Annotated in this window: 19 protein-coding genes and 4 tRNA genes; 1 reads left to right on the top strand and 22 read right to left on the bottom strand. The window is 34.4% G+C overall.

All coding sequences use genetic code 11. From position 1 onward, the window contains the following. Positions 1 to 36 precede the first annotated feature (36 nt). From B0A81_RS18010 to B0A81_RS18000, 3 genes are all read right to left on the bottom strand, one after another. Positions 37 to 2,808: a bifunctional aconitate hydratase 2/2-methylisocitrate dehydratase gene (locus B0A81_RS18010; protein ID WP_089059276.1), complete on the bottom strand. Its 2,772-nt coding sequence runs from the start codon at positions 2,806 to 2,808 to the stop codon at positions 37 to 39. 406 nt (positions 2,809 to 3,214) lie between these two features. After that, a complete protein-coding gene (locus tag B0A81_RS18005; RefSeq protein ID WP_089059275.1) occupies positions 3,215 to 4,168 on the bottom strand; it encodes an AAA family ATPase in 954 nt (317 codons plus the stop codon). Between the two features lie 78 nt (positions 4,169 to 4,246). After that, positions 4,247 to 5,677, bottom strand: a complete 1,431-nt coding sequence (locus tag B0A81_RS18000) for a peptidylprolyl isomerase (protein WP_089059274.1) — start codon at positions 5,675 to 5,677, stop codon at positions 4,247 to 4,249. Between the two features lie 328 nt (positions 5,678 to 6,005). Between B0A81_RS18000 and B0A81_RS17995 the strand changes: the two genes are divergently transcribed. Next, positions 6,006 to 7,598 (top strand): peptide chain release factor 3, encoded by a 1,593-nt coding sequence (locus B0A81_RS17995; RefSeq protein ID WP_089059273.1) that lies wholly within the window; start codon positions 6,006 to 6,008, stop codon positions 7,596 to 7,598. 77 nt (positions 7,599 to 7,675) lie between these two features. Here the strand turns inward: B0A81_RS17995 and B0A81_RS17990 are convergent, their stop codons facing one another. The 19 genes from B0A81_RS17990 to B0A81_RS17900 form a co-directional block, all read right to left on the bottom strand. After that, positions 7,676 to 8,410 (bottom strand): hypothetical protein, encoded by a 735-nt coding sequence (locus B0A81_RS17990; RefSeq protein ID WP_089059272.1) that lies wholly within the window; start codon positions 8,408 to 8,410, stop codon positions 7,676 to 7,678. Positions 8,411 to 8,755: 345 nt separating this feature from the next. Beyond that, on the bottom strand, positions 8,756 to 9,067 hold the full coding sequence (locus B0A81_RS17985; RefSeq protein ID WP_012024017.1) for a DUF3467 domain-containing protein: 312 nt from the start codon (positions 9,065 to 9,067) through the stop codon (positions 8,756 to 8,758). Positions 9,068 to 9,077: 10 nt separating this feature from the next. Continuing rightward, entirely contained in the window at positions 9,078 to 13,388 is a 4,311-nt protein-coding gene (gene rpoC, locus B0A81_RS17980; RefSeq protein WP_089059271.1) for a DNA-directed RNA polymerase subunit beta', read from the bottom strand. A 259-nt stretch (positions 13,389 to 13,647) separates the two neighbouring features. Next, on the bottom strand, positions 13,648 to 17,460 hold the full coding sequence (gene rpoB, locus B0A81_RS17975) for a DNA-directed RNA polymerase subunit beta (protein ID WP_089059270.1): 3,813 nt from the start codon (positions 17,458 to 17,460) through the stop codon (positions 13,648 to 13,650). Between the two features lie 261 nt (positions 17,461 to 17,721). Then, on the bottom strand, positions 17,722 to 18,093 hold the full coding sequence (gene rplL / locus B0A81_RS17970) for a 50S ribosomal protein L7/L12 (RefSeq protein ID WP_025572412.1): 372 nt from the start codon (positions 18,091 to 18,093) through the stop codon (positions 17,722 to 17,724). Between the two features lie 91 nt (positions 18,094 to 18,184). After that, positions 18,185 to 18,688 carry a 50S ribosomal protein L10 gene (rplJ, locus tag B0A81_RS17965; RefSeq protein ID WP_089059269.1) on the bottom strand — a complete coding sequence of 168 codons (504 nt, stop codon included), beginning with the start codon at positions 18,686 to 18,688 and terminating at the stop codon, positions 18,185 to 18,187. 22 nt (positions 18,689 to 18,710) lie between these two features. Beyond that, positions 18,711 to 19,400, bottom strand: a complete 690-nt coding sequence (gene rplA / locus B0A81_RS17960) for a 50S ribosomal protein L1 (RefSeq protein WP_055094620.1) — start codon at positions 19,398 to 19,400, stop codon at positions 18,711 to 18,713. 13 nt (positions 19,401 to 19,413) lie between these two features. Next, positions 19,414 to 19,851 carry a 50S ribosomal protein L11 gene (gene rplK / locus B0A81_RS17955; protein ID WP_007807442.1) on the bottom strand — a complete coding sequence of 146 codons (438 nt, stop codon included), beginning with the start codon at positions 19,849 to 19,851 and terminating at the stop codon, positions 19,414 to 19,416. A 67-nt stretch (positions 19,852 to 19,918) separates the two neighbouring features. Beyond that, entirely contained in the window at positions 19,919 to 20,470 is a 552-nt protein-coding gene (nusG, locus tag B0A81_RS17950; protein WP_029273444.1) for a transcription termination/antitermination protein NusG, read from the bottom strand. A gap of 10 nt (positions 20,471 to 20,480) precedes the next feature. After that, the gene (secE, locus tag B0A81_RS17945; protein WP_008466927.1) at positions 20,481 to 20,678 is read right to left on the bottom strand and encodes a preprotein translocase subunit SecE; all 198 of its coding nucleotides are present in this window, start codon (positions 20,676 to 20,678) and stop codon (positions 20,481 to 20,483) included. A gap of 18 nt (positions 20,679 to 20,696) precedes the next feature. Beyond that, positions 20,697 to 20,767, bottom strand: a tRNA-Trp gene (locus tag B0A81_RS17940). Positions 20,768 to 20,826: 59 nt separating this feature from the next. Beyond that, a complete protein-coding gene (gene tuf, locus B0A81_RS17935; RefSeq protein WP_089059268.1) occupies positions 20,827 to 22,014 on the bottom strand; it encodes an elongation factor Tu in 1,188 nt (395 codons plus the stop codon). 55 nt (positions 22,015 to 22,069) lie between these two features. Continuing rightward, positions 22,070 to 22,141: transfer RNA gene (locus B0A81_RS17930), tRNA-Thr, on the bottom strand. A gap of 76 nt (positions 22,142 to 22,217) precedes the next feature. Further along, a tRNA-Tyr gene (locus B0A81_RS17925) sits at positions 22,218 to 22,298 on the bottom strand. 63 nt (positions 22,299 to 22,361) lie between these two features. Next, positions 22,362 to 22,435: transfer RNA gene (locus tag B0A81_RS17920), tRNA-Thr, on the bottom strand. Positions 22,436 to 22,525: 90 nt separating this feature from the next. Further along, the gene (gene hpf / locus B0A81_RS17915; RefSeq protein ID WP_089059301.1) at positions 22,526 to 22,828 is read right to left on the bottom strand and encodes a ribosome hibernation-promoting factor, HPF/YfiA family; all 303 of its coding nucleotides are present in this window, start codon (positions 22,826 to 22,828) and stop codon (positions 22,526 to 22,528) included. Between the two features lie 34 nt (positions 22,829 to 22,862). Next, positions 22,863 to 23,756 (bottom strand): tyrosine-type recombinase/integrase, encoded by an 894-nt coding sequence (locus B0A81_RS17910; RefSeq protein WP_089059302.1) that lies wholly within the window; start codon positions 23,754 to 23,756, stop codon positions 22,863 to 22,865. A 129-nt stretch (positions 23,757 to 23,885) separates the two neighbouring features. Further along, complete coding sequence (gene rpsU / locus B0A81_RS17905) at positions 23,886 to 24,080, bottom strand: 30S ribosomal protein S21 (RefSeq protein WP_089053855.1); 195 nt, start codon at positions 24,078 to 24,080, stop codon at positions 23,886 to 23,888. Between the two features lie 186 nt (positions 24,081 to 24,266). Continuing rightward, positions 24,267 to 25,409, bottom strand: a complete 1,143-nt coding sequence (locus tag B0A81_RS17900) for an acyl-CoA dehydrogenase family protein (protein ID WP_089059267.1) — start codon at positions 25,407 to 25,409, stop codon at positions 24,267 to 24,269. Positions 25,410 to 25,417: the final 8 nt, after the last annotated feature.

Genomic DNA, 25,417 nt, shown 5'->3' with positions numbered 1-25,417 from the left:
TATCACTCGGGCTTTTAAATATTAACAATCGTAGGATTACATAACTAACTGTTTGTTAGAAGGTGCAAACTTAGTCAAGTTGATGCCTTCTACAGCAGTTGTATATTCTTCTAATGTTGGAGTTCTACCTAAAATTGTAGATAAAACTACAACTGGTGTAGATGATAGTAATGATTCTCCTTTTTTACCTTCAGTATCTTCTACAACTCTTCCTTGGAAAAGACGAGTTGAAGTTGCCATTACTGTATCTCCTTTTGCTGCTTTCTCTTGGTTACCCATACATAGGTTACATCCTGGACGCTCTAAATATAGCATGTTCTCATATTCAGTACGAGCAGCACCTTTAGGCGCATTATCGTCAAATTCGAAACCAGAATATCTTTGTAAAACTTCCCAGTCACCTTCTGCTTTAAGCTCATCTACAATGTTGTAAGTAGGCGGCGCTACTACTAGAGGAGCATTAAATTCAACTTTTCCAGTTTGTGCTTCTACGTTTTTCAACATTTGAGCAAGGATTTTCATATCTCCTTTATGAACCATACAAGAACCGATAAATCCAAGATCTACTTTTTTCTCTCCACCGTAGAAAGATAAAGGTCTAATGGTATCGTGAGTATATCTTTTAGAAACATCTTTATTATTTACATCTGGATCAGCAATCATTGGTTCAGAAATCAGATCAAGATCTACTACAACTTCAGCATAATATTTAGCATTAGCATCTGGTGTTAAAGCTGGTTTCTCTGCAGACTTAATTTCTGCAATTCTCTTATCTGCTTTATTGATCAATCCTTGAAGAACACGTTTTTCGTTATCCATTCCTTTATCAATCATGATTTGGATTCTGCCTTTTGCAATTTCCAATGATTCGATCAAAGTATCATCTTCTGAAATACAGATAGAAGCTTTTGCTTTCATCTCAGCAGTCCAGTCAGTAAACGTAAAAGCTTGGTCAGCGGTAAGTGTTCCAATGTGAACCTCAATAATTCTTCCTTGGAATACATTTTCTCCTCCAAATTGGTGAAGCATTTGCGCTTGTGTAGCGTGAACCACATCACGGAAATCCATATAACCTTTCATGTCTCCTTTGAAAGTTACTTTTACAGATTCTGGAATTGGCATTGAAGCTTCTCCAGTAGCAAGAGCAAGAGCAACTGTTCCTGAGTCAGCACCAAAAGCTACCCCTTTTGACATTCTTGTATGAGAGTCACCACCAATAATGATAGCCCACTCATCAATAGTGATATCATTAAGTACTTTATGAATAACGTCAGTCATTGCATGGTAAACACCTTTCGGGTCACGAGCTGTAATTAATCCGAAATCGTTCATGAATTTCATCAATTTTGGAATGTTTGCCTGCGCTTTTTTATCCCAAACCGAAGCAGTGTGACAACCTGATTGGTATGCACCATCAACGATTGGTGAAATTACTGTTGCTGCCATAGATTCTAATTCCTGAGCAGTCATAAGACCTGTAGTATCTTGCGAACCTACGATATTAACTTCTACACGAACATCTGAACCAGCATGCAATACTTTACCTGGAGTAATACCTACTGCATTTTTGTTGAAGATTTTCTCTACTGCAGTAAGACCTTGTCCCGCATGAGAAATTTCTTTTGATGGAGCAAATACAAGAGGTGCTTCAACATTTAAAACTTTTGCTGCAAGTGTTTGAAGTTTTTTACCAAATACAATCGCATACGAACCACCAGCTTTAATAAATTCCATTTTTTGAGGCGTAAATGCCTTAGAAATGTCTATTAATTCTTGATCTCCGTTATATAATTTTTTCTCTTTAATATTAATTGTAAGCACTGTTCCTGTAGCAACAGAATATGCTTGCTCTAAAATTGGCTCGTCATTTTCATTACGAACAACATTACCTTCTGCATCAACCTTTTTTACCCAGTTTTTAAGATCTAGACCAATACCACCAGTAACATCAACTGTTGTTAAGAAAATTGGAGAAATTCCGTTTGTACCACCAACGATTGGAGCGATGTTTACGAATGGAATATATGGACTTGCTTGTTTTCCTGTCCAAAGAGCCACGTTATTTACACCTGACATTCTTGAAGAACCAACTCCCATTGTTCCTTTCTCTGCAATCAACATTACACTTTTGTCAGGATGTTGTGCTTGCAATTCTCTAATTTCTTTCTGCGCTTGCGGAGTAATCATACACTGACCGTGAAGCTCACGATCTGAACGTGAGTGAGCTTGATTACCTGGAGAAAGTAAATCTGTTGAAATATCACCTTCACCAGCAATAAAAGTTACAACTTTAACTTCATCTGCTACTTCTGGCAGTTTTGTAAAGAATTCTGCTTTTGCATAGCTTTCAAGAATTTCTTTTGCTATTGCGTTATTATTTTTGAATGCTTCTATTAAACGATCAGTATCTGCTTCATAAAGGAAAACTTGTGTCTTCAGCACTTTTGCCGCTTCTTCAGCAATTGCAGCGTCATTACCTAAAGCTAGATCTAGCAACACTTCAATAGAAGGCCCGCCTTTCATGTGTGATAATAATTCAAAAGCAAAAGTTGGAGTGATTTCTTTTACTAGTGACTCACCTAATATGATTTCTTTTAAAAACTTAGCTTTTTCACCAGCCGCACTTGTAGTACCCGGCAAAGTATTATAGATAAAAAACTTAAGAGAATCTTCTCTGTATTCGTTATCTAAATCTTTAATTTGCGAAATAATTTCGCTTACTAATTCTGCACCATCAATTGGCTTTGGGTGTAGTCCTTGGCCTTTTCTTTCTTCGATTTCTTTAATGTAATCTTTGTAAGTATTCATAATATGTTAGAAGTATTTTTGTTTTTTTGTACGCAAATTTAAATATTAAAGCCGAGAATTAAAAATAATATAATAGAAGTCGCGATTTCAAAAATTATTATTATTAAAAAACGATTTTCACTACTTGTTTTTATCAAAATATCAGTTTTACATTAAAAAAATGAATTATTGATATTTTAAAAACTTTTCTTTAGCAAAGTCGAAATTAGGCATAATATTGTAAGTGAGATTTTACTTCTATTTTAGGACAGAACAGTTCTAAATAAGCAATTATAACGTTATAGTTGCGCTTTTACGCATCAATTTTGCCTTTCGTTCGGAATTAAAAACTCAATACTTTTTCCTAATTAAAACAAAAAAGCCTGATAGTATTTATCAGGCTTTTTTACAATCTAAATCGTATAATTTACATCAGCTTTTTTATAATAACTTCTTCAGTTATCCCTTCAGCGTCGGCTTTATAATTTTTAATAATTCTATGTCTCAAAATTCCGGTTGCTACCGCTTTTACATCTTCAATATCCGGCGAAAATTTGCCATTGAAAGCAGCATGAGCTTTTGCCGCTAAAATTAAATTTTGCGATGCTCTTGGTCCTGCTCCCCAATCTAAATAATTCTTCACAAAATCATTAGACAATGAATTATCAGGACGTGTTTTACTTACTAAAGTAACTGCATATTCAACAACATTATCTGCCACAGGAATTCTACGAATCAAATGCTGAAAATCAATAATTTCCTGTGCCGTAAACAAAGGCTTAACTTCAACTTTATTATCAGATGTTGTTTGCTTTACCACCTTTACTTCTTCTTCAAAAGTTGGATACTCTAATTTAATAGCAAACATAAAACGGTCTAACTGCGCTTCAGGCAATGGATAAGTTCCCTCCTGCTCAATTGGATTTTGCGTTGCTAATACAAAATAAGGCAAATCTAATTTATAATTATGTCCCGCAATTGTAACTGAACGCTCTTGCATTGCTTCAAGTAATGCTGCTTGTGTTTTTGGAGGCGTTCTATTAATCTCATCTGCCAAAATAATATTAGAAAATATTGGCCCTTTTATAAACTTAAAATGCCTGTTTTCATCCAAAATTTCACTTCCTAAAATATCTGAAGGCATTAAATCTGGTGTAAACTGAATTCTTTTAAAATCTAAACCTAAAGCTTGTGCCAAAGTATTTATCATTAATGTTTTTGCCAGTCCCGGAACACCAATTAAAAGTGCATGTCCGCCAGAAAATATACAAAGTAAAATTTCGTCAATTACGGCATCCTGCCCTACAATTACTTTTGCTATTTCGTTTTTTAATTCATTGCGTTTCTGAACTAAATTATGAATTGCTGTTACATCAGACATTTATAAGTGTATTTAAAATTAAAAAGAGTCAGCTTTATGAATTCATAAAACTAACTCTTTTTCTTTATTTAATAAAAATTATTTTTTCAACCAATTGTTTGCAAAAGTACAATCTCTATACTCTCCAATAATTTTAATGTAAGTGTCTTTAATTTTAGTATCAAACCATTTTGCGATTGCATTGATTTGTTTTTCTTTTAATGCTAATTCTTTAATTTTAGTATAATCTTTAGCATAATCTGCTGTATGCTCGTCAATTCTATTAGTAACCGTAATTAACTTATACGTTTTCTTTCCTTTGTCATCAGTATTTAAAATTGGCTGAGAAACTTCATCATCTTTTAAATTTGAAACCTGACTGTATAAAGTTGGATCCATTTTAGTCAATTCAAAACGAGTATCCTGTGTATTTGGATTTACCAAAGTTCCACCATTTGCCCTTGTTTCTTTTTCATCAGATTCAGTTCTTGCTGCTTCTGCAAAAGTGATCGTTTTACTTACAATTTTAGCTCTAATGTTTGCAGCTCTTTCTTTTGCTTCTTTCAAAGCATTTTCAGAAACTGTAGGAGCAATTAATATGTGACGCAATTCAACTTCTTGTCCTTTAATTTTATCAACCATAATGATATGGAATCCAAAAGTAGTTTCGAATGGTGCTGAAATTTCACCTTCCTGTAAACTAAACGCAACGTCTTTAAATTCTTTTACAAAAGGTGTTTTACGTGTCATTTTGTAATAACCACCATTTGGTGAAGATGCAGGATCTTGGGAGTACAAAACTGCCTTTGTTGCAAAACTAGATCCTTCTAAAACGTCTTTTCGAATATCATTTAATCGATCTATTACTTTTTGTTTATCCTCTTTAGAAACTGCTGGATCAACAACAATCTGTGCTACTTCCATCTCAGCACCAAAAGTCGGCAATTCATCTTTTGGTATTTTTTTAAAGAAATTACGAACTTCCTCAGGAGTTATCTCAACATCTTTAACAATTTTATCTCTCATTTCTGAGGCTAATTTTTGCTCTTTCAATATGTCGGCAAAATAAGTTTTAAACTCTTCAACTGAGCTCTTTTTATAGTATTCTACAACTTTATTGATGTCTCCAACTTGTTGTATCATATAATTCAATCGCTCATCCATCATACCTCTAACCTCTGCATCGCTTACAACGATACTATCCTGAATTGCTTGATGTGCATATAATTTATCTTCTAATAATTTTCCAAGCATTTGGCATCTTGTAATATCTTTTATATTACCTCCTTGACTTGCAATTTCTAAGTAACCTTTATCAATATCAGAATCTAAAACAATATAATCTCCAACAGTTGCAATAATACCATCAATTTTCTGTTTTTGCCCCGTATGAAGTTCTGCAGGTTTCTCGGCCACAGGATCCTTAATAATTTCCTGAGCTGAAATCACGGAGTTGAAAAAAAGTAAAAAACACATTGTTAAGACTAGTCTATAACCAATTGTTTTTAGCTGTAATTTTTTTAATAACATTATTTTAAATTTAATTTGAATGTAAAGATCTGTATTGTCTGTAACCTAGCCAACTATTCTAATTTCTAAAAAGCCAAAATAGTTAATTTCTATTTATTTTACTTAAAACGAACAAAAATAACAATTCAATTACATAATACAACTATCAACCATACTATTAACAAAAAATTATATGCATTCTAGAAACTAATATACTAAAAAGAATTAGTTGGAGAATTTTTGATGTGATATCTACCTAAAATCCAAAACGTCAACTCTAAAAACAGAGTCGCATTTATTTTTAAATCGGCGTAATTAATAGTACTTTTGCAACCTATTTATATAAAATATGAGTTTTTTAAAAGAAATACAACGCAGAAGAACATTTGGAATTATCTCGCATCCTGATGCCGGTAAAACAACTTTAACGGAAAAATTATTGTTGTTTGGAGGTGCTATTCAGGAAGCTGGAGCTGTAAAAAATAATAAAATTAAAAAAGGAGCAACGAGTGATTTCATGGAAATCGAACGCCAAAGAGGTATTTCGGTTTCGACTTCTGTACTTGCTTTCAATTATAAAGACAAAAAAATCAATATTCTTGATACTCCGGGACACAAGGATTTTGCCGAAGATACTTTTAGAACTTTAACGGCAGTTGATAGTGTAATTGTTGTTATTGACGTTGCAAAAGGGGTTGAGGAACAAACTGAAAAACTAGTTTCGGTTTGTAGAATGCGTAATATTCCAATGATTGTTTTCATCAACAAATTAGATCGTGAAGGTAAAGATGCTTTTGATTTGATGGATGAAGTAGAACAAAAATTAGGATTAAAAGTTACTCCTTTAAGTTTCCCAATCGGAATGGGATATGATTTTCAGGGAATTTATAATCTTTGGGAACAAAATATAAATCTTTTTAGCGGAGACAGTCGTAAAAATATCGAAGAAACAATTGCTTTTTCTGATGTTCAAAACAATCCTGAATTAGATAAAATTGTTGGTCAAAAGGCTGCTGAAAAACTTCGTGAAGAATTAGAATTAATTGATGAAGTTTATCCAAAATTTGAGCGTCAGGATTATTTAGACGGAAAAATTCAACCTGTATTCTTTGGTTCTGCTTTGAACAATTTTGGTGTACGTGAATTATTAGATTGTTTCGTTACTATTGCTCCATCACCAAGACCAAAAGATTCTGAAACTCGTTTGGTTGATCCTGCAGAAGAAAAAATGACTGGCTTTGTTTTTAAAATCCATGCTAATATGGACCCAAAACACCGTGACCGTTTAGCGTTTATTAAAATTGTTTCTGGAACTTTTGAAAGAAATAAGCCTTATTACCACGTTCGCCAGAAGAAAAATTTAAAATTCTCAAGCCCAAATGCCTTTTTCGCTGAGAAAAAAGAAATCGTTGATATTTCTTATCCAGGAGATATTGTTGGTTTACATGATACTGGAAACTTTAAAATTGGAGATACTTTAACCGAAGGTGAAGTAATGAGTTTTAAAGGAATTCCAAGTTTCTCGCCAGAGCACTTTAGATACATTAATAATGCCGATCCGATGAAAGCTAAGCAATTAGAAAAAGGTGTCGATCAGTTAATGGATGAAGGTGTTGCGCAGTTGTTTACTTTAGAGATGAATAATCGTAAAGTTATTGGAACGGTTGGAGCACTTCAATATGAGGTTATTCAATACCGTTTAGAACATGAATATGGTGCAAAATGTACTTATGAGAATTTCCCTGTACACAAAGCATGCTGGGTAAAACCTGATGACGCGAAGAACGAAGAATTTAAAGAGTTTAAGCGTATCAAGCAAAAATTCTTAGCTCACGATAAATATGGTCAATTGGTATTCTTAGCTGATTCTGATTTTACAATTCAAATGACGCAAAGTAAATATCCAAGTGTAAAATTATACTTCACCTCTGAATTTGATTAATTTCTTTTTCTAGTAAAAATATAAAATAGGCTGTCTAATATTAGACAGCCTATTTTATTTATTTCCACAAATAGATACTACCTTGTATAATTAATCCCCAATCCACCAGCAATATAAATTTTTGTAAGCTCTTCCGAATCTATAATAATATTTTGCATCAGTACATTATTCTTAACTGATTTTACAGAAAAAGGAATCTCTTTTGAAAGATAATAATCGTTGCCGCTAATTGTAACCATTAAGCTTTTACTACTTTTCAGAACTTTTACAGCTATAGAAAACTCTCCTGTTCTTGTGTTTATTTTCACAGGATTCTCTGAGCTATTAACAGAAAGCATCAAATTTGAATATGTTTCTCTATCGAAAGGTTTATTTGTTTTCCTTTCTAACAATTTTCCTTTTATCGTGATCAAAACTTCTTCATTTACAGTTTGATTATAAGCAATTTTACCCAACTTATAAACATTTGGTTTTGGACAGTCTATTTCAGTTTTAACAGGCTCCTTTTCTTGGGCAGTTAAACTTGAAGCAATCATAACAGACGCTGCCACTGCAGCATATTTAAAATTATTAATCTTTGAAGTTTCATTGTACTCGAAATCCTTATTAAGCTGTGTAACTTTTAGTCGAGCACAAATATTTTGATCTTTAGTTTCTGCAATAAATTTCGCAACTTCAGAATTCGTTTTTTTACTCAAATCGACTACATTTTTCATACAAGAATCACAAAATGAACCGCTTGCATTAGGAATCATTTTGTCAAAATTTTCTGAACATGGACTTGCTATTTCTAAGGTGAATTTCTTTTTCATACCGCACTCTGTTTATATTAAAATCCTTTATTTCGGTTCTTACTTATATAGAGTACCTTTTTTATAAAAAGGTTGGAAAGGGATAAGAAACTATTTTTTAAAAAAAGCACTTCATTTTAAAACATAAAAAAAGCACTAATAAAATTAGTGCTTTTTTAAACTTTGAATTAAATCAACCTTAATAAGTCATTATATTTCAAAAATTAATCTTTCATAGGAAGAGTTAATTTAAAACAATCGAAAGACAAAAAGAAATTTAGTCGACGAATGCAAATTAAATCAGACAAACTGCAGTTTATTCAAAACTAAATATAAAAAAGCCCCATAAAATGGGGCTTTTAAAATTTATGCTTGTCCTGCCGGACCAAAATTAAGCGGAATTGGTGCTTGTTCCGTTTCTTTGATTTCGCCATGGGCAGCTTCAAATCGATGGATATTTTCACCTATTGCTCGCAATAATCTTTTAGCATGTTGCGGTGTCAAGACAATTCTTGACTTTACCTTGGCCTTAGGAATACCGGGCATAATGCTCACAAAATCTAAAACAAACTCTGATGATGAGTGATTTATAATCGCAAGATTAGAATAAATTCCTTCCGCAATAGTTTCATCTAACTCAATATTAATTTGCTCTTGTTGTTGTTTCGGATTACTCATAGTTTCCTAATTAATAAATATATTCTTCTTTATTAGCCATCATTTCGTTGTAATCGTCTTTAGATCCTACGATAGTATTATCGTACTCTCTCATACCAGTTCCCGCAGGAATTCTGTGTCCAACAATTACATTTTCTTTTAATCCTTCTAAATCATCTACTTTACCAGCTACTGCAGCTTCGTTAAGTACTTTCGTTGTCTCCTGGAATGAAGCCGCAGAAATGAATGATTTAGTTTGTAACGAAGCTCTTGTAATACCTTGTAAAACTGGCGTTGCAGTTGCAGTAATTACGTCTCTTGCTACAACAAGATTTTTATCATTTCGTTTCAATAATGAATTTTCATCACGTAATTCACGAGGAGAAATTATCTGACCTGGTTTCAATACTGAAGAATCTCCAGCATCTTCAACTACTTTCATACCATATAATTTATCGTTTTGAACGATGAAATCTTTAGTGTGAATTAATTGATCTTCTAAGAATAAAGTATCACCTGGATCCTGAACTCTTACTTTACGCATCATTTGACGAATTACAACCTCAAAGTGCTTGTCATTAATTTTTACCCCTTGTAAACGGTAAACCTCTTGAATTTCATTTACCAAGTACTGTTGAACAGCAGCTGGACCTTGAATTCTTAAAATATCATCTGGCGTAATTGCACCATCAGACAATGGAACTCCCGCTCTTACGAAGTCATTTTCTTGTACTAAGATTTGGCTAGAAAGTTTAACTAAATACTTTTTAATCTCACCAAATTTAGATTCGATAACGATCTCACGGTTACCTCTTTTAATTTTTCCAAAAGAAACAACACCATCAATTTCAGATACAACCGCTGGATTTGAAGGGTTACGAGCCTCAAGCAACTCAGTAATTCTTGGTAAACCTCCTGTGATATCGCCTGCTTTAGAAGAACGACGTGGGATTTTTACTAATACTTTACCTGCTTTAATTTTTTCACCGTTTTCAACCATAAGGTGTGCACCTACTGGTAAGTTGTAAGAACGAATCAATTCACCTTCTTTACCGTAAACCAATAAAGTCGGGATTAATTTTTTGTTTCTAGCCTCAGAAATTACTTTTTCTTGGAAACCAGTCTGCTCATCGATCTCAACCATGAACGATTGTCCTTGCTCTAAATCTTCGTAAGCAATCTTACCTGTAAATTCAGAAACAATTACACCATTATAAGGATCCCATTTACAGATTACACTTCCTTTACCAACGCTTTCTCCGTCTTTTACAAAAATACTAGATCCGTAAGGAATGTTATGCGTATTTAAAACAATTCCAGTTTTCTCGTCAACCAATTTCAATTCAGTTGAACGTGAAACCACGATATCAACAGAATTTCCTTCGCTGTCTTCTCCTTTTACTGTTTTTAAGTCTTCAATTTCAAGTCTACCAGCGAATCTTGTAACAATACTAGACTCTTCAGAAATACCTCCAGCAACCCCTCCAACGTGGAACGTACGAAGTGTTAACTGTGTACCAGGCTCTCCAATAGACTGAGCTGCAATAACTCCGACAGCTTCACCTCTTTGTGTCATTTTACCAGTAGCTAAGTTTCTACCGTAACATTTAGCACAAATACCTTTTAAAGCTTCACAAGTTAATGGAGATCTAACTTCTACTTTTTCAATTGGAGAAGCTTCGATAGTTCTCATAATTGCTTCAGTAATTTGTTGACCAGATTGAACTAGTACTTCATTAGTAAGTGGATTTATAACATCTTGCAATGCAACACGTCCTAAAATTCTTTCTCCTAATGATTCAACAATTTCCTCATTTTTCTTCAATGCAGCAACTTCAACACCTCTTAAAGTTCCACAATCTTCAATGTTAACAATAACATCTTGAGAAACGTCATGAAGCCTTCTTGTTAAGTAACCAGCATCGGCCGTTTTAAGAGCCGTATCCGCAAGACCTTTACGAGCACCGTGAGTAGAAATGAAGTACTCAAGGATCGAAAGACCCTCCTTAAAGTTAGAAAGAATCGGGTTTTCAATAATCTCACCACCACCGGCAGTAGATTTTTTAGGCTTAGCCATCAAACCACGCATACCAGTTAACTGACGAATCTGCTCCTTAGAACCCCTCGCTCCAGAATCAAGCATCATATATACAGAGTTGAAACCTTGTTGGTCTTCTCTAATATTTTTCATTGCTAATTCTGTTAACTGAGCATTCGCTGAAGTCCATACGTCAATAACTTGGTTGTAACGCTCGTTATTTGTAATAAGACCCATGTTATAGTTAGTTGAGATACCTTCAACTTGTTCTCTAGCATCTGCAATTAACTTAGTTTTTTGTTCTGGAATTCTAATATCACCTAAAGAGAATGATAAACCTCCTCTAAATGCAAATTTATACCCCATATCTTTCATATTGTCCAAGAAAGCTGCCGTTGTAGGTACATCAGTCACACTTAAAATGTGTCCAATAATATCTCTAAGGTTTTTCTTAGTCAATACATCATTGATATATCCAGCTGCTTCAGGTACTACTTCGTTAAATAATACACGTCCTGCAGTTGTTTGAATAATTTTGTACACTAATTCTCCAGCGTCATTAAAATCTTTTGCTCTAATTTTCACACGAGCATTCAATTCTAATCTTCCTTCGTTTAATGCAATGTTTACTTCTTCAGCAGAATAAAAAGTTAAGTCTTGACCTAAAATTATATGTTCTGGTGTTGAGATACGTTCTTTGGTCATATAATATAGACCCAAGACCATATCCTGAGAAGGTACAGTAATTGGCGCACCATTTGCAGGGTTAAGGATATTGTGAGAAGCTAACATTAATAATTGCGCCTCTAAAATAGCCTCTGGTCCTAATGGCAAGTGAACTGCCATCTGATCCCCATCAAAATCGGCGTTGAAAGCCGTACATACTAATGGGTGCAATTGGATTGCTTTTCCTTCAATTAATTTTGGCTGGAAAGCTTGAATACCAAGTCTGTGTAACGTAGGAGCACGGTTCAGTAATACTGGGTGTCCTTTAATTACGTTTTCTAAGATATCCCAAACTACTGGCTCTTTTTTGTCTATGATTTTTTTAGCAGATTTTACTGTTTTTACAATACCTCTTTCAATCAATTTACGGATAACGAAAGGTTTGTATAATTCAGATGCCATATCTTTTGGCAATCCACACTCATATAATTTTAACTCTGGACCAACAACAATTACCGAACGAGCAGAATAATCCACACGTTTACCAAGTAAGTTTTGACGGAAACGTCCTTGCTTACCTTTTAATGAGTCAGATAATGATTTTAATGGTCTGTTTGATTCTGTTTTAACAGCAGAAGCTTTACGAGTATTATCAAATAATGAATCTACAGATTCTTGTAACATACGTTTTTCGTTTCTTAAGATAACTTCTGGAGCTTTAATCTCCATTAATCTTTTCAAACGGTTATTACGGATGATTACACGACGGTATAAGTCATTTAAATCTGAAGTTGCAAAACGACCTCCGTCAAGTGGCACAAGCGGACGTAATTCTGGTGGAATAACAGGAACCACTTTCATAATCATCCACTCAGGACGATTTTCGCGGTTTAAGTTAGACTCACGGAAAGACTCAACAACTTGTAATCTTTTTAAAGCTTCAGTTTTACGTTGTTTAGATGTTTCGTTGTTAGCACTGTGTCTTAATTCATAAGATAAAGCATCTAAGTCAATTCGAGCTAATAAATCCATAATACACTCTGCTCCCATTTTGGCAACAAATTTATTAGGATCTAAATCATCTAAATATTGATTTTCTTGCGGAAGAGTATCTAAAATATTTAAGTATTCTTCTTCAGTTAAGAAATCTAATCTTTGTAAAGATTCTCCATCTGCATTTTTAGCAATACCAGCTTGGATTACTACGTATCTTTCGTAGTAAATGATCATATCTAATTTCTTAGATGGAAGACCAAGGATATAACCAATTTTGTTAGGAAGAGAACGGAAATACCAGATATGAGCAATTGGCACAACAAGGTTGATGTGTCCTACTCTATCACGACGTACTTTTTTCTCAGTAACTTCAACACCACAACGGTCGCAGATGATACCTTTGTAACGAATTCTTTTATATTTACCACAAGCACACTCAAAATCCTTAACCGGTCCGAAGATTCTTTCGCAGAAAAGTCCGTCACGCTCTGGTTTGTGAGTTCTGTAGTTGATAGTTTCTGGCTTTAAAACCTCTCCTCTTGATTCTTTCAAGATTGATTCTGGTGAAGCCAATCCAATAGAAATTTTGTTAAATCTTTTTACTGGATTCTTATCTTTATTATTGTTTCTATTATTCATCATAGTTTTTACTATTGATTTATTTGCAATTAAAAAATTGATTTGAGATTTATAATCTACTCTTTTTAAAATTAAGAGTTAATCATTCAGCTACTACCTCGGGTTACTTCTCTAAACTTCAAAATTAAATCTGAAGCGCTAGTTATAAAATGTCTAACATTATTATAAAAAATCGGAACGGGTTACGGGTATAAATCTTTAAAAACTTTTATAAATGAGTAATCAGTCCCATTAAAAAATGAGACTGATTACAAAACTTTTATTATTCTTCTAAACGAATGTCTAGTCCAAGACCTTTCAATTCGTGCATCAATACATTGAATGATTCTGGTAAACCTGGTTCTGGCATAGATTCTCCTTTTACGATAGCTTCGTAAGTTTTAGCTCTACCAATAACGTCATCAGACTTAACAGTTAAGATTTCACGTAGTGTACTAGAAGCTCCATAAGCCTCAAGTGCCCAAACCTCCATCTCTCCAAAACGCTGACCTCCAAATTGAGCTTTACCTCCAAGTGGCTGCTGCGTAATCAATGAGTATGGTCCGATAGAACGTGCGTGCATCTTATCATCAACCATATGTCCTAATTTAAGCATATAAATTACACCCACAGTTGCTTTTTGTGCAAAACGCTCACCAGTTCCACCATCATAAAGATAGGTATGTCCGAAACGTGGCACGCTAGCTTCATCAGTCAAAGCATTGATCTCGTCAAGAGAAGCACCGTCGAAAATTGGAGTAGCAAATTTTCTACCCAAATTCATACCAGCCCATCCAAGAACAGTCTCATAAATCTGACCAATGTTCATACGTGAAGGTACCCCAAGTGGATTCAATACGATATCTACTGGTGTTCCATCTTCTAAGAAAGGCATATCTTCATGACGAACGATTCTTGCAACAATACCTTTGTTACCGTGACGTCCTGCCATTTTATCACCAACTTTTAACTTACGTTTTTTAGCGATATAGATTTTAGCCAATTTCAAGATTCCAGATGGTAATTCATCTCCAACTGTAATAGTGAATTTCTCTCTTCTTAAAGCTCCTTGTAAGTCGTTCAGCTTAATTTTATAGTTATGAATTAAATCATTAACCATTTTATTTGTAGCATCATCAGCAACCCATTGACCTTTGCTTAAGTGAGCAAAATCTTCTACTGCGTAAAGCATTTTTTGAGTATACTTTTTACCTTTTGGTAAAACTTCTTCACCCAAATCGTTCATTACACCTTGAGATGTTTTTCCGTTAACGATCAAGAATAATTTCTCAACCAATCTGTCTTTTAATTCAACAAATTTAGTTTCGAATTCCATTTCTAAAGCGCCTAAAGCATCTTTATCCTGAGTACGTTTACGTTTATCTTTTACGGCTCTTGCAAATAATTTTTTGTCAAGAACTACACCATGTAAAGATGGAGAAGCTTTTAATGAAGCATCTTTTACATCACCTGCTTTATCTCCAAAGATTGCACGAAGCAATTTCTCTTCTGGAGTAGGATCTGATTCTCCTTTTGGTGTAATTTTTCCGATAAGAATGTCGCCAGGTTTAACCTCTGCTCCAATTCTAATCATACCGTTTTCATCTAAATCTTTAGTAGCTTCTTCAGAAACGTTAGGAATATCGTTTGTTAACTCTTCGTTTCCTAACTTAGTATCTCTAACCTCTAATGAATAATCATCAACGTGGATAGATGTAAAAATATCATCACGAACTACTTTTTCAGAAATTACAATCGCATCCTCAAAGTTATACCCTTTCCATGGCATGAACGCAACTTTTAAGTTTCTACCTAAAGCTAATTCACCATTTTGAGTAGCATATCCTTCTGATAATACTTGTCCAGGAATAACTCTGTCACCTTTTCTTACGATTGGTTTCAAGTTAATACTTGTACCTTGATTGGTTTTTCTAAATTTAATAAGGTTGTACGTTTTCTCATCAGCATCAAAACTAACCATTCTCTCGTCTTCTGTACGATCGTATTTAATAGTAATGATATTAGCATCAACATACTCAACAGTTCCATGCCCTTCAGCATTGATTAATACTCTTGAATCTGAAGCTACTTGACGCTCTAAACCTGTACCTACGATTGGTGCTTCAGGACGGATCAAAGGAACTGCCTGACGCATCATGTTAGATCCCATCAATGCACGGTTCGCATCATCATGCTCCAAGAAAGGAATCAATGACGCAGAAATCGATGCAATCTGGTTAGGTGCAACGTCTGTATAATGAACTACAGATGGCTCAACAACTGGGAAGTCACCTTCCTCACGAGCAATAACATTGCTAGCTGTAATTTTACCAGTTTCGTCCATTTCAATGTTTGCCTGAGCAATCATTTTTCCTTCTTCTTCTTCAGCACTTAAGTAAACTGGAGTACTTTCTAAATCAACTACACCATTAGTTACTTTACGGTATGGAGTTTCGATGAATCCCATTCCGTTTACTTTAGCATAAACACCAAGAGATGAAATCAAACCAATGTTTGGTCCCTCTGGAGTTTCAATCGGACATAAACGACCATAGTGTGTATAGTGAACGTCACGAACCTCGAAACCAGCTCTCTCTCTCGAAAGTCCACCTGGTCCAAGTGCAGAAAGTCTTCTTTTGTGTGTAATCTCAGCTAATGGATTCGTTTGATCCATAAATTGAGATAACTGGTTAGTACCAAAGAAAGAGTTGATAACTGATGATAATGTTTTAGCATTAATCAAATCAATTGGTGTAAACACCTCGTTATCTCTAACGTTCATTCTCTCACGAATAGTTCTAGCCATACGTGCTAAACCAACACCGAATTGTTGAGACAATTGCTCTCCAACTGTTCTAACACGACGGTTTGATAAGTGATCAATATCATCAATCTCTGCTTTAGAGTTGATCAATTCGATCAAATATTTTACAATTGTAATGATATCTTCTTTGGTAAGCACTTGCTTATCCATAGGGATATCTAAATTTAATTTTTTGTTCATTCTATAACGACCAACTTCACCTAAGTTGTAACGTTGATCAGAGAAGAATAATTTATCTATAATACCACGAGCAGTTTCCTCATCAGGCGGTTCAGCGTTACGCAACTGACGGTAAATGTGCTCTACAGCTTCTTTTTCAGAGTTTGTTGGATCTTTTTGTAACGTGTTGTGGATAATAGCATAATCTGCTTGGTTATTATCTTCTTTATGTAACAAAATAGATTTAACGTTAGAATCGATGATCTCTTCAACATTATCTTTATCGATAATTGTATCACGATCAAGGATGATTTCGTTACGTTCGATAGAAACTACCTCTCCAGTATCTTCATCAACGAAATCCTCGTGCCATGTGTTCAAAACACGCGCAGCAAGTCTTCTTCCAATATATTTCTTAATACCAGTTTTAGAAACTTTAATTTCTTCTGCTAAGTCGAAAATTTCAAGGATATCCTTATCTCTTTCGAATCCAATTGCACGGAATAAAGTTGTAACAGGTAATTTTTTCTTTCTATCGATATAAGCGTACATTACACTGTTAATATCTGTAGAAAATTCTATCCAAGAACCTTTAAAAGGAATTACCCTAGCAGAATAAAGTTTTGTTCCATTTGCGTGGAATGATTGACCAAAGAAAACTCCAGGAGAACGGTGCAGCTGAGATACTACTACACGCTCAGCACCATTGATAACAAAAGTACCGCTTGGAGTCATATAAGGTATTGTTCCAAGATAAACATCTTGTACAATAGTTTCAAAATCTTCGTGTTCTGGATCTGTACAGTATAGTTTTAACCTTGCTTTTAAAGGCACACTATAAGTAAGACCTCTCTCTATACATTCTTGAATTGTATAACGTGGCGGATCAACAAAATAATCTAGGAATTCCAATACAAAGTTATTTCTTGTATCTGTAATTGGGAAGTTTTCCATGAAGGTGTTGTATAACCCTTCGTTGCCTCTTTCGTCAGATTTCGTTTCTAATTGAAAGAAATCTTTAAAAGATTTAACCTGAACATCTAGAAAATCTGGATAGTCAGGGATATTTTTTGTAGAGGCAAAATTCAATCTTTCAGTCTGATTTGTTATCATCAATGGACAAAATTTTGATTAAAAAAAGTAATTTTTTTGTGTAAAACACACTGTTTAATCTATACTTTCTTATTATAATCAATACATCTTTAAAAATAAACCAAAAGTGAGTTCAATTTTTTTTCTTCGTATTGATCAAAAACTTTTTCGTATTTTAAACTATTTGATAATAAAACTTGATATATTTTATTATACGAAAAATGGTTTAGGCCTTTGAGTGTTAACTCAGGACCTAAACCTAGTTCTTAAAACTGTGTTGAATTATTTAAGCTCAACTACAGCTCCAGCTTCTTCTAATGATTTTTTAAGACCTTCAGCCTCTTCTTTAGAAACACCTTCTTTAACAGTACTTGGAGCACCATCAACTACATCTTTAGCTTCTTTCAAACCTAAACCTGTAAGTTCTTTAACTAATTTTACAACTGCTAATTTAGAAGCACCAGCTTCTTTTAATACAACTGTAAATTCAGTTTGTGCTTCTTCAGCAGCACCTTCTCCACCACCAGCAGCAACTACTACAGCTGCAGCAGCAGGCTCGATACCATACTCGTCTTTTAATATTGTTGCTAATTCGTTAACTTCTTTAACTGTTAAGTTAACTAATTGTTCTGCGAATTGTTTCAAATCTGCCATTTTTTCTATCGTTTAAAATGATTTGTAAAATATAATTTATTTATTGTGCGCTAATTAAGCAACAAGGAAATAACTCCCTTGCGGTGAATTATTATGCCTCAGCCTCTTCTTCGCTTCCTGCGAATTTGTTTTGTAAAGCTGAGATAATTCTTTGTGCTGGTGACTGCAATAATCCAATAAGTTCTCCAAGAAGTTCTTCTTTAGATTTAATAGTTGCTAATGCATCTAATTGATCATCTCCAATGTAAATTTCAGAGTTAATATAAGCTCCTTTTAATACAGGTTTACCCGATTTTTTTCTGAAATCTTTAATTATCTTTCCAGGTGCATTTGCAACATCTGAAATAAATATAGCACTATTACCAGTCAATACTGAAGGTAAATCTCCATAGTCATTAGCAGAAGCTTCCATTGCTTTTGCAAGCAAAGTGTTTTTTACAACCTCTAATTTAATACCTGCTTTAAAACAAGCTCTTCTCAAGTTTGAAGTTGTTTCTGCATTTAATCCAGAAATATCAGATACATAAATAATATTTGTACCAGCTAACTGTGCAGTTAAATCTTCAATCGCGATTGATTTTTCTTCTCTAGTCATACTAAAAATTATTAACTACCAATTATACTGCTTTAGGGTCCAATGCAATTGCAGGACTCATAGTGCTTGTAAGGTGAATACCTTTAATGTAGGTACCTTTAGCAGCAGTTGGTTTAAGTTTGATTAATGTTTGAATAATTTCGTGTGCATTGTCATAAATTTGCTCAGCTCCAAAAGAAACTTTACCAATTCCTGCATGTACGATACCAGTTTTGTCAACTTTAAAGTCAATTTTACCAGCTTTAACCTCTTGAACAGCTTTTGCAACATCCATAGTTACAGTACCTGTTTTAGGGTTAGGCATTAAACCTCTAGGTCCTAAAATACGACCTAATGGACCTAATTTACCCATAACAGCTGGCATAGTGATGATAACATCAACATCTGTCCAACCATCCTTAATTTTTTGCAAGTAATCATCAAGACCTACATAATCAGCCCCAGCTTCTTTAGCTTCCGCTTCTTTATCTGGAGTAACTAATGCTAATACTTTAACGTCTTTACCAGTTCCGTGAGGTAATGTAACTACACCTCTAACCATTTGATTCGCTTTTCTTGGATCAACACCCAAACGAACTGCGATATCAACAGACTCATCAAATTTTGCAGAAGCTATAACTTTAATTAATGCAGCAGCATCTTTTAAAGAGTATAGTTTGTTCTTTTCAATTTTTGAAGCAGCCTCTTTTTGCTTTTTTGTTAATTTTGCCATTTCTTTCTCTTAATTAAAAAGGAGCATCTCCTGATACAGTTATACCCATAGATCTAGCAGTTCCAGCGATCATGCTCATTGCAGATTCGATTGTGAATGCATTTAAATCTACCATTTTATCTTCAGCAATTGCTTTGATAACGTCCCAAGTAACACTAGCTACTTTTTTACGATTTGGTTCACCTGATCCAGACTTTAGCTTTGCAGCTTCCAATAATTGGACAGCAGCTGGAGGAGTTTTTACAACAAAATCAAATGATTTGTCTTTATACACAGTAATTTGTACTGGGCATATTTTGCCAGGTTTATCTTGTGTTCTAGCATTGAACTGCTTACAGAACTCCATGATATTAACCCCAGCAGCTCCTAAAGCAGGTCCAACCGGTGGCGACGGATTCGCAGCACCTCCCTTAACTTGTAGTTTAACTACCTTACTAATTTCTTTAGCCATTTTTTAAAAAATTTAACACCATAATCATTGGAAGCGATTATAGTGGTTATTATAGATGTAACAAAAATTATACTTTTTCAACTTGCATAAAACTTAACTCTAATGGTGTTTTTCTTCCGAAAATTTTCACCATAACTTCAAGTTTACGCTTCTCTTCATTAATTTTTTCAACCGTTCCGTTGAATCCGTTAAATGGTCCATCGATCACTTTAACAGTTTCTCCTAAGTTGAAAGGAATAGCACGAGTGTCTGTATTAACAGCTAACTCATCTACTTTACCTAACATTCTATTTACTTCAGAAAGTCTCAAAGGAACCGGTTCCCCACCTTTGATCTCACCTAAAAATCCAATTACACTAGTAATAGACTTAATAATATGAGGTATCTCCCCAACTAAATTGGCTTCGATCATAACATATCCAGGGAAATAAACTTTATCCTTAGACATTTTCTTTCCCTCTTTTACAGTAACCACTTTTTCTGTAGGTACCAAAACCTGGGAAACATAATCACCCATACCTAATCTGGCAATCTCAGTTTCGATATAAGCTTTGACTTTATTTTCTTGTCCGCTTACAGCTCTAACTACATACCATTTTTTCACATTATTATCTGCCATCACAAAAAAATTATCCTTTTAACCAGTTAAAAAATCCAGCCAAAGCTTTTGCAAAAAATTCGTCTACTCCCCAAGTTGCCAAAGCAAATAGAATCGAAAATACAGCTACAACAATTGTCAATTTTTGAACCTCAGCCCAAGCAGGCCAAGTAACATTTGACTTTAACTCTTCGAAAGCCTCTGATAAATAATTAGTAACTTTTGTCATTTGATATATTTTTTATTGCACGGGCGGAGGGATTCGAACCCCCATCAACGGTTTTGGAGACCGCTATTCTACCCTTGAACTACGCCCGTAATTAAAGCCAGTGATTTCAATTAAGAAAATCAACTGGCTTTTATAATTATTTATAGGATTAACCTACGATTTCAGTTACCTGACCAGCACCTACAGTTCTACCACCTTCACGGATAGCGAAACGTAAACCAACACTCATAGCGATTGGGCTTAATAAAGCAACATTAATTGTTAAGTTGTCTCCTGGCATTACCATCTCTACTCCTTCTGGTAAAGTAATAACTCCTGTTACGTCAGTTGTACGTACGTAGAACTGTGGACGGTAGTTATTATGGAATGGAGTATGACGTCCACCTTCTTCTTTTTTCAAGATATAAACCTCAGCTTTGAAAGTAGCGTGTGGTTTTACTGATCCTGGCTTAATGATAACCATTCCTCTTTTGATAGATTCTTTATCAATACCTCTTAACAATAAACCTACGTTATCTCCAGCTTCACCTCTATCAAGGATTTTACGAAACATCTCAACTCCTGTAATAGTAGAAGTTAATTTATCAGCTCCCATACCAATGATTTCAACAGCATCACCTGTATTAGCAATACCAGTTTCGATACGACCTGTAGCAACAGTTCCACGACCTGTAATTGTAAATACATCTTCAACTGGCATCAAGAATGGTTTTGCTACGTCACGCACTGGCTCTTCGATCCAAGCATCAACAGCATCCATTAATTCAATGATTTTTGGTACCCAAGCAGGATCATTATTCAATCCTCCTAAAGCAGAACCTTGAACTACAGGACCATTATCTCCATCATATTCGTAGAAAGATAATAAATCTCTAATTTCCATTTCAACAAGCTCTAACAACTCAGCATCATCAACCATATCCACTTTGTTCATGAAAACAACGATTCTTGGAATACCAACCTGACGACCTAAAAGGATGTGCTCACGAGTTTGTGGCATTGGACCATCTGTAGCAGCAACTACTAAGATAGCACCGTCCATTTGAGCAGCACCAGTAACCATGTTCTTTACGTAATCCGCGTGACCAGGACAGTCAACGTGAGCGTAGTGACGATTAGCAGTTTCATACTCTACGTGTGATGTATTAATAGTAATACCTCTTTCTTTCTCCTCTGGAGCGTTATCGATTTGATCAAACGATTTTGCTTGACAGTAACCAGCATCTGACAATACTTTTGTAATTGCAGCAGTTAATGTAGTTTTTCCGTGATCTACGTGTCCAATTGTACCTATGTTTAAGTGCGGTTTGGAACGATTAAAATTCTCCTTTGCCATTTTACTTAATTTTTAATCTTAGTTATATATTAATTTTCAATTTCCTACTTACTTGAGCCAATGTCGGGATTTGAACCCGAGACCTCTTCCTTACCAAGGAAGCACTCTACCCCTGAGCTACACCGGCAGAGAGTTCTGATTTTCGATTTTAGCTTTCAGATTTTTAAAAACCTAAAAACCAAAACTTCATCTTCTTTTTTTTGTGGGGAGAGCAGGATTCGAACCTGCGAAGTTCACACAGCAGATTTACAGTCTGCCCTCGTTGGCCGCTTGAGTATCTCCCCTAATTTTTAAAATCCAATCTTTTAAAAGAACTTGTTTCAAATCGCATTTGAAACTTTTTTTTGAGCCGATAGAGGGACTCGAACCCACGACCTGCTGATTACAAATCAGCTGCTCTAGCCAGCTGAGCTACATCGGCAATTACATTAAAAAAGTCCGCTATTTCTAACGGACTGCAAATGTAGCTATTTTATCTTTTAATCAAAACATTTTTTAAAAAAAATTTCAATTATATATGTGCTCTTATTTTTTCTTTCCTCTTTACAAGCAATCGCTCTAATGATTCAGCTGAATTCTCAATAGCTTCCTCAAAGGACTTACACTGCTTCTTTACCAAAAAATCATCTCCCGGAACATTAATCTTAATCTCTACTGCTTTATTCTCCTTATCACTTGTTCTTTCAACTTTCAAAAAAACATCTGCCGAAACAACTCGATCATAATACTTTTCAAGCTTATCCATTCTTTCTTGAATAAAATCAACCAATTTTCTGTCAACAGTAAAGTTAACTGCATGAACATCTACCTTCATAATAATAATTTTAGGGTTAAACATTTCAGAATTATTATTTATTTCTAGGATGTGCATCACCATATACTTTTTTAAGCTCCGCTAAACTATTATGAGTATAAACCTGAGTCGATGCCAAACTTGAATGCCCTAACAATTCCTTAACTGAATTTAAATCTGCTCCATTATTTAATAAGTGAGTTGCAAAAGTATGCCGCAGCACATGCGGACTCTTTTTCACCTTTTCAGAGACCCTACTAAAGTAAGAATTTATTAATCGATACACAAAAGATTCACTCAATTTTAACCCTTTTTTTGAAATAAAAAAATATTCTGAATCCTGAATTTCCTCAAGCAAAAATCTTTCTTTCAAATACAAATCAACCTGACTCACAATAATAGGCAGAAGCGGAATAATCCTTTCTTTATTCCTTTTTCCCAAAACCTTAATAACACCAGAAGACAAATCAACATTTTTCACCTCCAACCCTATCAATTCTGCACGACGAATACCTGTTGTATAAAAAAGCTCCACAACAAGCCTATCTCTTACACCTTCAAAACCTTCCACAAAATCATTCTCAGACACAAAATCCCCCATCTCTTTTTCTGAAAACGGAATTTGCACAATTTTTGGCGTTTTGAGTGCCTTATGCTTCAACATCGGATTAACTTCTATTTGCTTTATTTTTAAAAGAAATTTATAAAAAGCTTTCAAGGAAGCCATTTTTCGATTTACAGACACATTTGAAATTTCTTGATCTACCAAAGAAACAACCCAACTCCTAATCTGACCATAATTAACACCATCAATATTCTCTTGCTCAAACCGCACTTTATTAAACTCCTCAAAACAATCCAAATCCGCCAAATAAGCATTAACCGTATGTGGGGAATATTTTCTCTCCAACTGTAAATAATTACGAAAAGCTTCTTTATTTGACTTCATAAGTTTTTTTTCCAATTCATCCAAATTACACACAAACCATTTAGAAAAGATTCCAAAATAAAAAAACCGTTAGGATCAAAGTTAAAACTTTTTGATCACTAACGGTAATTATTTTAAAAAAGCAGTATACTAACTCTCTAAACCATCTTTCAATGTTTGGATGTAAGCAGCTTTTTGAATTTGAGCTCTTTTGATTACAGAAGGCTTAATAAAAGCAGTACGCGCTCTTAATTGACGAACAGTTCCTGTTTTATCAAATTTTCTTTTATAGCGCTTTAATGCTCTATCGATATTTTCTCCGTCTTTAATTGGTATAATTAACATAATATTGACACCTCCTCTCGTTAAGGCTGCAAATGTAAAAATTAATTATTAATTATGAGCCATAAATTTTAAATAATTTTTAAAGCAAAATACTTAAAGATGCAAAAGGCGAGATACACTATAGACAAAGTGAAATGTGAACCACTTAACATCTAAATCTAATTTCCTTTCTAAAATTCCTAAAATCTATTCTCTTAACAAATTTCTTGAGATAACTACTTTCTGAATTTCGGTAGTTCCTTCTCCTATTGTACACAATTTTGAATCTCTATAAAATTTTTCTACAGGAAAATCTTTGGTATAACCATAACCGCCATGAATTTGGACTGCGTCATTTGCAATCCTCACACAGGCTTCTGATGCATACATTTTTGCCATGGCACCTAATGTGGTAACGGGTTTATGCTGTTGTTTCAAATAAGCCGCTTTATGCAACAATAATTCTGAAGCTTCAATTTCAGTTGCCATATCCGCTAATTTAAATGAAATACCTTGGAAACTGCTAATTGGCTGTCCAAACTGATATCTTTCTTTCGAATATTTCAAAGCCGCTTCATACGCTCCTTTTGCGATACCTAAAGACAAAGCTCCTATTGAAATCCTTCCTCCGTCTAAAATTTTCATTGCCTGAACAAATCCTTCACCTACTTCTCCTAATCTATTTGAATCCGGCACACGGCAATTATCAAAAACCAATTCAGCGGTTTCACTTGCACGCATTCCTAATTTATTTTCTTTTTTACCTGAAGAAAAACCAGGCATTCCTTTTTCAAACACAAAAGCAGTCATTCCTTTAGAATCTCCTTTTTCACCTGTTCGAACAATAACAACCGCTACATCTCCCGATATACCATGAGTAATGAAATTTTTCGCACCATTTACAATCCAAGAATCCCCATCTCTAACGGCTGTTGTATTCATACCTCCGGCATCAGAACCAGTATTATGCTCTGTTAATCCCCATGCACCAATAAATTCAGCTGTTGCCAGCTTTGGCAAAAACTTTTTCTTTTGCTCTTCATTTCCAAAAGTCAAAATATGATTTGTACATAACGAATTATGAGCCGCAACCGACAAACCTATTGAAGGATCAACTTTTGATATCTCTTCAACTACTGTAATGTATTCATGATAACCTAATCCAGATCCTCCGTATTCTTCAGGTACTAAAACCCCCATAAACCCCATTTCTCCAAGTTTCTTAAACAAATCAATTGGAAAAATCTGAGCTTCATCCCACTCCATTATAAATGGCTTTATATTCTTTTCGGCAAAATCTTTTATAGATTGCGCAATCATCGACTGCGTCTCGTTATAATCAAAATTCATTGTTTACT

This window comes from Flavobacterium plurextorum (assembly GCF_002217395.1).
Classification (GTDB): domain Bacteria; phylum Bacteroidota; class Bacteroidia; order Flavobacteriales; family Flavobacteriaceae; genus Flavobacterium; species Flavobacterium plurextorum.
Note: the sequence above shows the minus strand (reverse complement) of the source record. Positions and strands in the feature narration are given on the sequence as shown.